This window comes from Micromonospora sp. CNZ297 (assembly GCF_007827625.1).
The window spans coordinates 134,365-146,496 of record NZ_VISU01000008.1 but is presented as its reverse complement, the minus strand read 5'-3'; the positions used below and the strand labels follow the sequence as shown (position 1 = coordinate 146,496).

General features: G+C 75.1%; 10 protein-coding genes. 5 read left to right on the top strand and 5 right to left on the bottom strand.

Annotation, left to right across the window (positions count from 1 at the left end; genetic code table 11):
* Positions 1 to 32: 32 nt before the first annotated feature.
* A complete protein-coding gene (locus FB454_RS16805) occupies positions 33 to 1,439 on the top strand; it encodes a class II 3-deoxy-7-phosphoheptulonate synthase (protein ID WP_013475760.1) in 1,407 nt (468 codons plus the stop codon).
* Between the two features lie 28 nt (positions 1,440 to 1,467).
* Positions 1,468 to 2,487 (top strand): threonine aldolase family protein, encoded by a 1,020-nt coding sequence (locus FB454_RS16800; protein WP_145752131.1) that lies wholly within the window; start codon positions 1,468 to 1,470, stop codon positions 2,485 to 2,487.
* A 58-nt stretch (positions 2,488 to 2,545) separates the two neighbouring features.
* Here FB454_RS16800 and FB454_RS16795 read toward each other — a convergent pair whose 3' ends face one another.
* Together FB454_RS16795 and pknB are read right to left on the bottom strand one after the other, a co-directional pair.
* Complete coding sequence (locus tag FB454_RS16795; protein WP_145751794.1) at positions 2,546 to 3,388, bottom strand: deoxyribonuclease IV; 843 nt, start codon at positions 3,386 to 3,388, stop codon at positions 2,546 to 2,548.
* 23 nt (positions 3,389 to 3,411) lie between these two features.
* Positions 3,412 to 5,397, bottom strand: a complete 1,986-nt coding sequence (pknB, locus tag FB454_RS16790; protein WP_145751796.1) for a Stk1 family PASTA domain-containing Ser/Thr kinase — start codon at positions 5,395 to 5,397, stop codon at positions 3,412 to 3,414.
* Positions 5,398 to 5,539: 142 nt separating this feature from the next.
* On the opposite strand from pknB, the gene FB454_RS16785 reads away from it, so the two are divergent.
* The gene (locus tag FB454_RS16785) at positions 5,540 to 5,920 is read left to right on the top strand and encodes an Rv2175c family DNA-binding protein (protein WP_013287637.1); all 381 of its coding nucleotides are present in this window, start codon (positions 5,540 to 5,542) and stop codon (positions 5,918 to 5,920) included.
* A gap of 134 nt (positions 5,921 to 6,054) precedes the next feature.
* Here FB454_RS16785 and FB454_RS16780 read toward each other — a convergent pair whose 3' ends face one another.
* Both FB454_RS16780 and FB454_RS16775 read right to left on the bottom strand, forming a co-directional pair.
* Positions 6,055 to 7,137: a polyprenyl synthetase family protein gene (locus FB454_RS16780; RefSeq protein WP_013287636.1), complete on the bottom strand. Its 1,083-nt coding sequence runs from the start codon at positions 7,135 to 7,137 to the stop codon at positions 6,055 to 6,057.
* 62 nt (positions 7,138 to 7,199) lie between these two features.
* Positions 7,200 to 8,648, bottom strand: coding sequence for a helix-turn-helix domain-containing protein (locus tag FB454_RS16775; protein ID WP_145823163.1), 1,449 nt, complete (start codon positions 8,646 to 8,648; stop codon positions 7,200 to 7,202).
* Positions 8,649 to 8,874: 226 nt separating this feature from the next.
* Here FB454_RS16775 and metF point away from each other — a divergent pair, with 226 nt between their 5' ends.
* Both metF and FB454_RS16765 read left to right on the top strand, forming a co-directional pair.
* Positions 8,875 to 9,792 (top strand): methylenetetrahydrofolate reductase [NAD(P)H], encoded by a 918-nt coding sequence (gene metF / locus FB454_RS16770; RefSeq protein WP_013287634.1) that lies wholly within the window; start codon positions 8,875 to 8,877, stop codon positions 9,790 to 9,792.
* A 44-nt stretch (positions 9,793 to 9,836) separates the two neighbouring features.
* A complete protein-coding gene (locus FB454_RS16765; protein ID WP_013287633.1) occupies positions 9,837 to 10,526 on the top strand; it encodes a CDP-alcohol phosphatidyltransferase family protein in 690 nt (229 codons plus the stop codon).
* Positions 10,527 to 10,636: 110 nt separating this feature from the next.
* Here the strand turns inward: FB454_RS16765 and FB454_RS16760 are convergent, their stop codons facing one another.
* Positions 10,637 to 12,124: a phytoene desaturase family protein gene (locus FB454_RS16760; RefSeq protein WP_013475765.1), complete on the bottom strand. Its 1,488-nt coding sequence runs from the start codon at positions 12,122 to 12,124 to the stop codon at positions 10,637 to 10,639.
* Positions 12,125 to 12,132: the final 8 nt, after the last annotated feature.

The window sequence follows — 12,132 nt, the reverse complement described above, 5'->3', positions numbered from 1 at the left end:
GTGATCGCGACGGTCGCCGTACGCTTTCCTTCATGCGCCATGAGTGGCATCAGCTGAGTCACCCCGCCGTGGGCAGCCCTGGTCTGCAGACCAGCCGCCCGACCGCCGACTCCGCCGAGGACGCGGCCCTCGGCCTCGACCGATGGCGGGAGCTGCCGCGCGCGCAGACCCCACCCTGGGACGACCCGGCCCAGGTCGCCGAGGTCTGCCGGGTGCTGGACACGGTGCCCTCGGTGGTCGCGCCCTACGAGGTCGACCAGTTGCGGCAGCGGCTCGCGCTGGTCTGCGAGGGCAAGGCGTTCCTGCTCCAGGGCGGTGACTGCGCGGAGACCTTCGCCGACAACACCGAGAGTCACCTGCTCGCCAACGCCCGCACGCTGCTCCAGATGGCCATCGTGCTCACCTACGGCGCGTCGCTGCCGGTGGTCAAGGTCGCCCGGGTCGCCGGCCAGTACACCAAGCCCCGGTCGCTGCCGACCGACGCCCGGGGCCTGCCGGCCTACCGCGGCGACATGATCAATTCCCTGGAGGCCACGCCGGAGGCGCGGGTCGCCGACCCGCAGCGCATGATCCGGGCGTACGCGAACTCGGCCGCCGCGATGAACATGCTCCGGGCGTACCTGGCCGGTGGGCTGGCCGACCTGCACGCCGTGCACGACTGGAACAAGGACTTCGTCCGGCGGTCCCCGGCCGGCGAGCGCTACGACGCGATCGCCCGCGAGATCGACCGGGCGCTGGCCTTCATCCGCGCCTGCGGCATGACCGACGACGAGGCGCTGCGCACCGTCACGCTGCACTGCTCGCACGAGGCGCTGGCGCTGGAGTACGACAGGGCGCTGACCCGGATCTCCAACGGCAAGGCGTACGGGCTGTCCGGGCACTTCCTCTGGATCGGTGAGCGGACCCGGCAGATCGACGGGGCGCACATCGACTTCATCTCCCGCATCGCCAACCCGATCGGCGTCAAGCTCGGCCCGACGACCACCCCGGACGAGGCGATCGAGCTCTGCGAGAAGCTCAACCCGGACAACATCCCCGGCCGGCTCACGCTGATCAGCCGGATGGGCAACCACCGGGTCCGGGACGCGCTGCCGCCGATCGTCGCCAAGGTCACCGCCGCCGGGGCGAAGGTCGTCTGGCAGTGCGACCCGATGCACGGCAACACGCACGAGTCCTCGAACGGCTACAAGACCCGGCACTTCGACCGGATCGTCGACGAGGTGCTCGGCTACTTCGAGGTGCACCGGGGCCTGGACACCCACCCGGGCGGCCTGCACGTCGAGCTGACCGGCGAGGACGTCACCGAGTGCCTCGGCGGTGCCCAGGGCATCGAGGATCTCGACCTGCCCGACCGGTACGAGACCGCCTGCGACCCCCGGCTGAACACCCAGCAGTCGCTGGAGTTGGCGTTCCTGGTGGCGGAGATGCTCCGTGGCTGACGCGAGGAGTGAGCTTGCGAGCCCCGAACTGATCGATCTGCGGACGGACACCGTGACCCGGCCGACGCCGGGGATGCGGGAGGCGATGGCCGCCGCCGAGGTGGGCGACGACGTCTACGGCGAGGACCCGACGGTCACCGCGCTGGAGGCCGAGGTGGCCGCGCTGTTCGGCCACGAGGCGGCGCTGTTCGCCCCGAGCGGCTCGATGGCCAACCAGATCGCGCTCCAGCTGCACGTACCACCCGGCGACGAGCTGCTCTGCGACGCCGACGCGCACGTCGTCACGTACGAGGTCGGCGCCGCCGCCGCGTACGGCGGGATCTCCTCGCGGACCTGGCCCGCGGTGGGCGCGGAGCTGGACCCCGACGTGGTCGCCGGGATGATCCGGCCGGACGGCTACTTCGCGGTGCCCACGCGGGCGATCGCCGTGGAGCAGACCCACAACCGGGGCGGCGGTGGGGTGATCCCGCTGCCGACGCTGCGCCGGATGCGTGAGGTCGCCGACGAGCACGGGGTGGCCCTGCACTGCGACGGCGCGCGGATCTGGCACGCGCACGTGGCCGACGGGGTGCCGCTGGCCGAGTACGGCGTGCTGTTCGACACGCTCTCGGTGTGCCTCTCCAAGGGCCTCGGCGCGCCGGTCGGCTCGCTTGTGGTGGGCAGTGCCGAGAAGATCGCCCGGGCGCGGTTCCTGCGCAAGCGGATGGGCGGCGGCATGCGGCAGGTCGGCATCCTCGCCGCCGCCGGCCGGTACGCGCTGGCGCACCACGTCGAGCGGCTCGCCGACGACCACGTGAAGGCGGCCCGGCTGGCCGAGGCGGTCGCCCCGCACGGCGTGCTCGCGTCGGTGGTGCGGACCAACATCGTGCCGCTGGACCTGACCAAGCACCCGTTGGACGCGCACGCGCTGGCGGCTGCCGCGCGGGCGGAGGGGTTGCTGATCTCGGTGCTCGGCCCGCGTACCGCCCGGCTGGTCACCCACCTGGACGTCACCGACGCGCAGATCGACCGCGCCGCCACCATCCTGAACACCGCCCTGCGCGCCTGACCCCCGGCCCCACTGCGCCCCGCGCTCCCCGCGAGGGGGGAGGGAGCGGGCGGACCCGTCAGGGGTGGAGGCGCTTGAGGGCGGCTATGTCGGCGGCGTGGCCGATGTGCTTCTCCGTGGGGGTCTCCACCAGCACGGGCACCCCGGCGGTCGCCGGGTGGTGCATCAGCTCGGCGAACGCCGGCTCGCCGATGGTGCCCTTGCCGATGTTCTCGTGCCGGTCCCGGGTGGAGCCGCACAGGTCCTTCGAGTCGTTCGCGTGCACCAGCCGCAGCCGGTCCGCGCCCACCGTGGCGACCAGCGTGTCGAGCGTGGCGGTCATGCCGCCCTCGGCGGCCAGGTCGTGACCGGCCGCCCAGGCGTGACAGGTGTCGAAGCAGACCCCGAGCATCGGGTGCCGGTCGACCGCGTCCAGGTAGGGGCCGAGGTGCTCGACCCGGGACGCCAGTGACCGGCCGCCCCCGGCGCTCGGCTCGACCAGCAGCATCGGCCCGCCGGTGGCGGCGATCTCGTCGAGCAGCGGGAGCAGCGCCGCGCGGACCTGCCGCAGGGCCGCCTCGGCGTGACCGGCGTCGACAGCGCTGCCGGCGTGGAACACCACGCCCTCGGCACCGATCGCCCGGCCCCGCCGCAGCGCGTGCGCCAGCGTCTCCGCCGACCGGGTCACGGTCGCCGGGGTGGGGGAGCCGAGGTTGACCAGCAGCGAGGCGTGGATGAACACGGGCAGCCCGCGCTCGCCGCACCCGTCGCGGAACAACGCGTCCTGCGCCGGGTCGCCGGCCGGCAGCGCCCAGCCGCGCGAGTTCGAGACGTAGACCTGCACCACCTCGGACTCGGCCGCGTCCGCGTACGGCAGGGCCGCCCGGGCCAGACCGCCGGAGGTGGGGGTGTGCGACCCCACCCGCCGGCGTCCGTCACATCCGCTCACAGGCACGTCACAGTGATCGTCGTACCCGGCGGCACCGGCGTGTTCTCGACCGGGTTCTGGATCCGGACGATGCCGTTCGGGTTGAGCTGGACGTTGACCGGGAAGCCCTGGCTCTCCAGCGTCTGCTTGGCCTGCTGGCAGGGCATGTCGACCACCCGGGGGACGGCCACCTGCGGCGGGCCCTTGCTGATCTCCAGCTTGACCTGGGCGCCCTTCTCCACGCCGGTGCCGTCGGCCGGACTCTGGCCGAGGATCTCGTCCTTCGGCTTGTCGGAGTCCTTGACGTTCTCCACCGGCTTCAGCCCGAGCTGCGCGAGGATGGTGCGCGCCTCGGCGAGGCTCTTGCCGACCAGGTTGGGCACCGTCACCGGCGCGCGACCCTTGCTGAGGATCACCGTCACCTTCGCCCCGGGCTTGACCACCGTGCCCACCTTCGGGTCGGTGGCCAGCACCACACCCGCGGGCAGCGTGTCGTCGTACCGGGAGGAGCCCTTGGCCACAACCAGGTTGGCGCCCTCCAGCTCGGCCTGGGCCAGCGCGTAGTCCTTGCCCACCACGTCCGGCACCGGCAGCCGCTCCGGACCGAGCGACAGGGTCAGCGTGATCGTGCCGCCCTTGACGATCCGCGCGGCCGAGCCGGGGGACTGCCCGAGCACCGTGTCCTTGGGGACGTTCTCGTCGTGGCGCGGGGTGGCGTACTTCAGCGTGAAGCCGCCGCGCTGGGCCTGCGCCTCCGCGTCGGCCTTGGTCAGGCTGACCATCTGCGGCGCCACCGTGTAGCGGCCCACGCCGAACCACCAGCCACCCACCGCGGCGACCAGGCCGAGCACCACGACCGCCGCGGCGACGGCCAGCCGTCCGCGCGGCGAGCCCATGATCCGGGTACGCAGGGCGGCGAACCCGGTCCCCGGGCCGTCCTCCTCGACGGCGCGGCGCCGGTGCGGGCGCTGCGCGGCGCCGCTCTCGGGCAGCCGTGCCCACGCCGGGCGCTCGACCGGCTGGAGCGCGGCCACCACCTGGGTCGGCTGGCTCAGGACCGCCGTGTCGTCGCTGAGCTGCCGCAGCACAGTGGTGTGCGCGTGCGGGTTGCCCAACTCCTCGCGGGCCGCCTGCACCTCGCTCAGCAGCGCCGCGGCGTCGGCCGGGCGGCCGGCCGGATCGCGCCGCGTGGCCCGGGCGACGAGCGCGTCGAGAGCCGGCGGCAGCGTCGGCACCAGCGTCGACGGCGCCGGTACGTCCCGGTCGACGTGCTGCCACGCGACCTCCACGGGACGGTCGCCGTCGTAGGGCACCCGGCCGGTGAGCATCTCGAACAGCACGATGCCGGCCGAGTAGACGTCGGTGCGAGGGTCCGCGTGGCCCTGGGTGACCAGTTCCGGCGCCACGTACGCCACCGTCGCCATGAGCTGGTTGCCGTTCTCGTCCTCGGCGCTGGCCTCGACGGCCCGGGCCAGCCCGAAGTCGGCCACCTTGACCACGCTGTCGACGAGGTTGCGGCTCCCGCCGGTGGGCACCTCGGCGACGAGCACGTTCTCCGGCTTGACGTCGCGGTGCACCAGGCCGGCCCGGTGCGCGGCGGCGAGCGCGGCGAGCATCTGCTCGGTGATCGCGAGCGCCTCGTCCGGGTTGAGCCGGCGGCGCTCGGCGAGCACGTCGCGCAGTGTGCGGCCGCGGACGTACTCCATCACCAGGTACGGCAGGCCGGCGTGGATGCCCTGGTCGTAGACCGCCACCACGTTCGGGTGGGTGAGCCGGGCGATCGTCTTCGCCTCGTCGGTGAAGCGTTCGACGAAGCCGGCCATCCGGGCCTTGGCCTGCGGCGCCTGGGTCGGGTGAATGATCTTGACCGCCACGGTGCGCTCCAGGCGCTCGTCGGTGGCGGTGTACACGGTCGCCATGCCGCCACGGGCGACGCGCCCGCGAATGCGGTAGCGCCCCTCGATCAGCGAGCCCAGCAACGTGTCGGCGACCTGTGTGTCCATCGGCAGGCAGTCTATGTGTCGGAGGGATGAAGGTAGAACAGGATGCTACCGCCGGGTTGCGACAAGGGGGGACCGCCGCGCTCCCGGCGGCGGTGCGGGGTGCCGTGCACCGGGTCCGGCGGGCACGTGGCAGGGTGGTCGGGTGACCGATTCCGTACCCGCCGAGACCGGCCCCGAGCTGGCCGGACCGGCCGACCCGGCCGGATGGCTGACGCTGCCCGACGTGGCCGAGCGCCTGGACCTGTCGATCAGCAAGGTGCACCAGATGATCCGCGACCGTGAGCTGATCGCGGTGCGCCGCGACGGCGTCCGCCGGATCCCGGCCGACCTGGTGGCCAACCGCACCGTGCTCAAGCACCTGCCCGGAGTGCTCAACCTGCTCGCCGACGCCGGTTACGACGACGAGGAGGCGCTGCGCTGGCTCTACCGGGAGGACCCCACTCTTCCCGGCACCCCCGCCGTAGCCCTCGGCGGCGACCTGGCCCGAGAGGTGAAACGCCGAGCCCAGGCAGTCGCCTTCTAACCCCGAGGACCGCCTCACCGTTCTCGTTGATCATGAAGTTGGCGGCGGAGTCGATCTCCGAAAGTGCCGCCAACTTCATGATCGACCGCTTCGGGGGCGGGTGTGGGGCGGGGGGTGGGGGGGCGAGGGGGCGGTCAGGCGGGGCGGCGGGTGGCGGCGATGGCCAGGTCGACCAGGGCCTGGCGGGCCTCGGTGTCCAGGTCGACAGCGGTGAGCGCGGCCAGGGCGCTCTCGGTGAGCGCGGTGATGTGCCGCTCGGCCCGATCCAGCGCGCCGCTCGTCGTGATCAGCTCACGCAGCCGGTCCACCCCGGCCGCGTCCAGGTCCGGTACGCCGAGACCGGCCAGCAGTGCCTCCCGGCCGGCCGGGTCGAGCGCCTCCAGTGCGGCCGCCACCAGGTACGTCCGCTTGCCCTCGCGCAGGTCGTCGCCGGCCGGCTTGCCGGTGCGCTCCGGGTCGCCGAACACCCCCAGCACGTCGTCGCGGAGCTGGAACGCCTCACCCAGCGGCAGCCCGTACGCCGAGTACGCGGCGTGCACCTCGGGCGGCGCGCCGGCCAGCGCGGCACCGAGCAGCAGCGGACGCTCGACCGTGTACTTCGCCGACTTGTACCGGGCCACCTTGGCGGCCCGGTCCAGCGAGGTGTCCCCGGTGGCCTGGGTCAGCACGTCCAGGTACTGCCCGACGGTCACCTCGGTACGCATCTCGTCGAAGACCGGCCGGGCCCGGGCCACGGTGGCCGGCGGCAGGCCGGAGGAGTGCAGCAGCTCGTCGGACCAGACCAGGCACAGGTCGCCCAGCAGGATCGCCGCGGCGTCGCCGAAGGAGTCCGCGTCGCCGCCCCAGCCGGCCGTGCGGTGCCGGGCGGCGAACCGCCTGTGCATCGCCGGCTCGCCGCGCCGGGTGTCCGACCGGTCCATCAGGTCATCGTGGATCAGCGCGCTGGCCTGCACGAACTCCAGTGCGGCAAGGGTGGCGACGACCTGGTCGGAGTCGACCCCGCCGGCGCCCCGGTAACCCCAGTAGCCGAACGCCGGACGCAGCCGCTTGCCGCCGCCCAGCACGAACGCCTCGATCGCCTCGGCGACGGGCAGCAGGCCGTCGTCGACGGCGGTCAGCCAGCCGCGCTGGCCGGCGAGGAACTCGGTGAGCGCCTTGTCGATCCGCTGGCGCAGGCCGGCACGGTCGACGGGGGATACGGGAGCAGCGTGGGTCACGCCACGACGCTAGCGGTTCGCACCCGTTCCCGCCGCGCCCCCGCCCCGGCGTGCCTCGTGGCTCACCGGCGCGGACTGTCGCGCAGGTGGCGCGGCACGCCGGACGGCAGGTAGGGGCGGGCCGCGGTGACCAGTCGCGCGTACCCCCGGGTGGCCGGACCGGGCGGCGCGTGCGCCAGGCCGCGACGGAACGCGGTGAGCTGGCCGACGGCCCGCGGGGATCCGGACCGGACCGCGTCGAGCAGCGCCTCGCCGGCCACCGCGCACGCCTCGGGCACCGCGCCCAGGCCCAGGTGCCCGCGGGCCAGCCAGCCGCCGTACACGGCCGACCGGCGCGGGCGGCCCCGCGCGCCCACCACCGGCGTCAGCAGCGGCACTGCGGCGGCGTGACGGCCCAGCGCGACGAGCGTGCGCCCGGTCATCGCCGCCAGTTCGGCCGCGTCGAGCCAGTAGAGCCAGGGCGGCTCCCGGCCGGGCTCCGGCGTGCCGGCCCGATCGGCACCGGCCAGCGCCTGCCCGGCCGCGCGGGGACGCCCGGCGAGCGCGGCGGCGAGCGCCACCCGGTGCAGCAGCAGCGCCCGCAGGCCGGGCGAGGCGGTGGCACGGCCGGCGGCGTACCCGATCCGGGCCAGGACCAGCGCGCCGGCCGGGTCGCCGGCGTCGGCCAGCAGGTGACTGGCCGACGCGAGCACGTGCCCGGCCAGCGGCGCCTGCCCGGCGGCCACCGCCGCCCGCAGCGCCAGCCGGTACGCGACCAGGCCCCCGCCGAGGTCGCCCGCGTCGGCGGCCAGCCACCCGGCGAGCTGCGCCGACTCGGCGAGCGCGGGCAGCATCGCGCGACGGCCGGCGGGCCCGGCGCGCCGGTAGCCGCGGACCGCCTGCCGCAGCCGGCGGGCGCCGTGCCCGGCGAGGTCGCCGCCGCCGAGCATGTCGTCCCAGCGCCGCAGCGTGGCGAGCGTCACCCCGTCCGCCGGGTGACCACGACCGGAACCGGTGGGCTCGTCGTCCGGCCCGCGCAGGACGTGGACGCCGAGCGGCCCGGACTCGTCCGCGACGGACATGCGCGGGGCGGGACGGCCGGTCCGGTGCTCGTCGTCCCGTCCGGGACGGCCGGGCAGCGGCGTTGGCGTGGCGGCGAACGGACCGGCCGGTGTGCGGCCGCCCGGGTCGGCCGCCCAGCGGTACGCGAGCGTGAGCAGGGCCAGCCGGGCCCTGGACCCGGCCGGGTCGACCACCGCAGGCGCCACGCCCAGCCGGCGGCTGCGCGCGGCGGCCTCGGCCAGCACCTCGCCCGGCACCCCCAGGACCGTCGCCAGCCAGGCGGACCAGAAGTCGCCGGGAAGCCGCAGCTGGCGCTCCCAGCGGGACACCTCGTTGCGGGTCAGCGTGGGCACGCCGGAGGCGGCGCACAGCTCGGCGGCCAGCCGCTGCTGGCTCCAGCCACGGGCGGCCCGCAACTCGGCCAGCAGCGGCCCGAGCAGGCGCGGGCCCGGCGGCGGGGACGGGATCATCGGAACCTCCGGGGCGACGGCGCGGATGGCGACGCGGACGCCCGGCCAGTGGTGGCGCCGGCGCGTCGCCGTCGTGGCGACCCCCGCGCGGGCCCCCGGAACGGCCGTCGGCCGCCCCACCGCGCTGCCGCATTTCTACCCCCGGGGTACGACGTCGCGCCGGGACAGGTGTTCGCGGGCTGGGAAGATTCCCGATGCGGCGTGCCGTCCCGGTTACAGTCGGTCTGTGGCGCTCGGTCTTCCCTCGGTCCTTCCCAATCCCCAGCCGGCCATCGGGGAGCTGATCCGTGACGGCCGCCCCACGTTCTCCTTCGAGTTCTTCCCGCCGAAGACCCCGGCCGGGGAGAAACTGCTCTGGCAGGCCATCCGCGAGCTGGAGTCGCTGCGGCCCTCGTTCGTGTCGATCACCTACGGCGCGGGCGGCTCGACCCGCGACACCACTGTCGCGGTGACCGAGCGGATCGCCACCGAGACGACGCTGCTGCCGATGGCGCACCTGACCGCGGTGAACCACTCGGTGGCCGAGCTGCGGCACGTGATCGGCCGGCTGGCCTCGGTCGGGGTGCGCAACGTGCTGGCCGTGCGGGGTGACCCGCCGGGCGACCCGGGCGGCGAGTGGATCGCCCACCCCGAGGGTGTCCGGTACGCCGAGGGCCTGGTCCGGCTGGTCCGCGACAGCGGCGACTTCAGCGTCGGCGTGGCCGCGTTCCCGTACAAGCACCCGCGCTCGCCGGACGTGGACAGCGACACCGCGCACTTCGTCCGCAAGTGCCGGGCCGGCGCGGAGTTCGCGATCACCCAGATGTTCTTCGACGCCGACGACTACCTGCGTCTGCGCGACCGGGTCGCAGCCGCCGGCTGCGACACGCCGATCCTGGCCGGGGTGATGCCGGTGACCCAGATCGGCACCATCGAACGCTCGGTGCAGCTGTCCGGCGCGCCGTTCCCGCCGGCGCTGGCCGAGCGGTTCGAGCAGGTGGCCGACGACCCGGAGGCGGTCCGCCGCCTCGGCGTCGAGCAGGCGAGCGAGATGTGCGAGAAGCTGCTCGACGAGGGCGTGCCGGGGATCCACTTCATCACGCTCAACCGGTCCACTGCGACCCGGGAGGTGTGGCAGCGGCTGCGCGCCGCCGCACGGGTGTGACCACCCGCCACACGACACCCGCGCCGTGCTTCTACGGTTGATCCGTGGTGGGCACACAGCTGAACTGGGACCAGTACGCGACCGCGTGGGCGCGGCTGCACGGCGGCTTCGATCCGCGTACCGCCGCGCCGGTGGTGCGCGCCTGGCTGCGCTTCGCCTACCACGTGGGCTACGTGCTGGGCCGGCTGCGCGTCGGCCCGACCCCGGTGACCGTGTTCGGGGTGCTGCTCTGCTTCTGCGTACCCCTGTTCGTGGAGCGGCCGGGCAACGGGCCGTTCCTGGGCGCGTTGTTCGTGCTGCTGGCGGCCGTGGCCGACAGCGTCGACGGCGCGGTGGCGGTGGCGACCGGCCGCACCACCCGGCTGGGCTACGTGTACGACTCGGTCGCCGACCGGCTCGGCGAGGTGGCCTGGCTGGTCGCGTTCTGGCTGCTCGGCGCGCCGGGCGCGCTGGTCGCGGCGGCCGGTGGGCTGTCCTGGCTGCACGAGTACGTGCGGGCGCGCGCGGTCTCGGCCGGGATGCGGGAGATCGGCGCGGTGACTGTGGGGGAGCGGCCGACCCGGGTCTGCGTCGCGCTGGTCGGGCTGCTGGTCGCCGGGCTCACCGGGCTGATCGACGCCGACCTGACCGCCGGCACCATCACCATGGCCACCACGGTCTGGGTGCTGCTCGCCGGGTTCGGCCTGGGACAGTTGCTCTCCGCCGTCCGCCGCGCCCTGGTCGACGCCGGCTGACCGCCGCGCCCGCGCCCGCGTAGCCGGGGAGCGGGCGCGGCGGTCAGCCCGTGTTAAGAAGGGGCCCTTCCTCTACCGGAGGCGTTAAGAAGGGCCCCCTCCTTACACCCTCACCAGGCCGGGCCGACCGCCTCGGCGACGATCTCCGCGGACAACGTGACCATGGGCAGCCCGCCGCCCGGGTGGCTGGAGCCGCCGACCAGCCAGAGCCCGGCCGCCGGACCCCGGTTGGCCGGGCGCAGCAGCCCGCCCGCGGTGCCGTAGATCGCTCCGCCCGGCGCGCCGGTGGCCGCGTCCAGGTCGGCCGGGGTGCGGATCTCCCGGAACACCAGCCGGTCCCGCACGTCGGCACCGCGTTCGGCCAGCACGTCGAGGATCCGGTCCGCGTACGCCTCGGCCAGGCCGGGCCGCCGCCAGTTCACGGCGCTCGCGGCGGTGCCGTGCCGGGGCGCGTTGACCAGCACGAACCACGCCTCGTGGCCGTCCGGGCGGACCGCCGGGTCGTCGGCGGCGGTGACGAACACGGTCGGGTCGGGCGCCGGGCGGGCACGCACCCCGCGACCCGGGTCACCGAACACGGCGTCGAACTCGGCGTCGTAGTCGCGGGGGAAGAAGACGGTGTGGTGGGCCAGCCCGGAGTCGCCGCGTACGCCCAGCAGCAGCACGAACCCGGCCAGGCTGCGGTCGGTGAGCGCGGCCAGGCGGCGCGGGTCGGGCAGCAGGTCCCGGTAGACGGTGAGCGCGTCCACGTTCGCCACCACCACGTCGGCCGGGATCGGTGCGGCCGCCCCGGCCACGCGTACCCCGTGCACCCGCCCGCCCGCGGCGTCGATCCGGGTGACGGTGGCGTCGGTGCGCACCACCACGCCCAGGTCCAGGCAGCGCGACAGCAGCGCGTCGGCGAGCGTGCCCAGTCCGCCGCGCAGGTACCAGCCGCCGTACGCCAGCTCGGCGTAGGGGACGGCGACGAGCGCGGCCGGGGCGCGGCGCGGGTCGGCGCCGGTGTACGTGGCGTACCGGTCCAGCAGCATCCGCATCCGCGGGTCGGACAGGTGCCGGCGGCCCAGCCCGCGCAGGCTGCGGCCGGGGCCGATGGCGGCCAGGTCGCCCAGCCGCCAGGCCAGCGCCGCCAGGTCGCGGGGCGAGTCGACGGTACGGCGCAGGATGTCCCGGTGCGAGGCCGCCCACACCCGGTCGGCGCGCCGCCACAGCCCGCGCCAGTCGGCGGCGGACCGGTCCCCGAACGCGGCGCCGATCCGGGCGGCGAACTCGTCCGGGTCGGCGCAGGAGTCGAGCGCCTGCCCGCCGCCGGGGAAGACGTGCCGCACGATCGGGTCCAGCGGGACCAGGTCGAGGTATTCGTCGAGCTTCGCCCCGGTCGCCTCGAACAGGTCGTGGAAGACCTGCGGCAGGGTGAACAGGCTCGGCCCGGTGTCGAAGTGCCACACCCCCTCCGGGGTGTGGTGGGCGTACCGGCCGAGCTTGCCCCCGACCGTGCCGGCCCGTTCGAGGACGGTGACCTCGTGCCCGGTGACCGCGAGCCGGGCGGCGGTGGCGAGCCCGCCCACCCCGGCGCCGATGACCACGATGCGCGCCATGGCGTGCC

What these genes read in the sequence shown, in the direction of transcription:
- FB454_RS16805 (WP_013475760.1), top strand. Translation starts at nt 33, where the DNA reads ATGCGCCATGAGTGGCATCAGCTGAGTCACCCCGCCGTGGGCAGCCCT.
- pknB (WP_145751796.1), bottom strand. Translation starts at nt 5,397, where the DNA reads ATGGACACACAGGTCGCCGACACGTTGCTGGGCTCGCTGATCGAGGGG.
- FB454_RS16775 (WP_145823163.1), bottom strand. Translation starts at nt 8,648, where the DNA reads ATGATCCCGTCCCCGCCGCCGGGCCCGCGCCTGCTCGGGCCGCTGCTG.
- FB454_RS16760 (WP_013475765.1), bottom strand. Translation starts at nt 12,124, where the DNA reads ATGGCGCGCATCGTGGTCATCGGCGCCGGGGTGGGCGGGCTCGCCACC.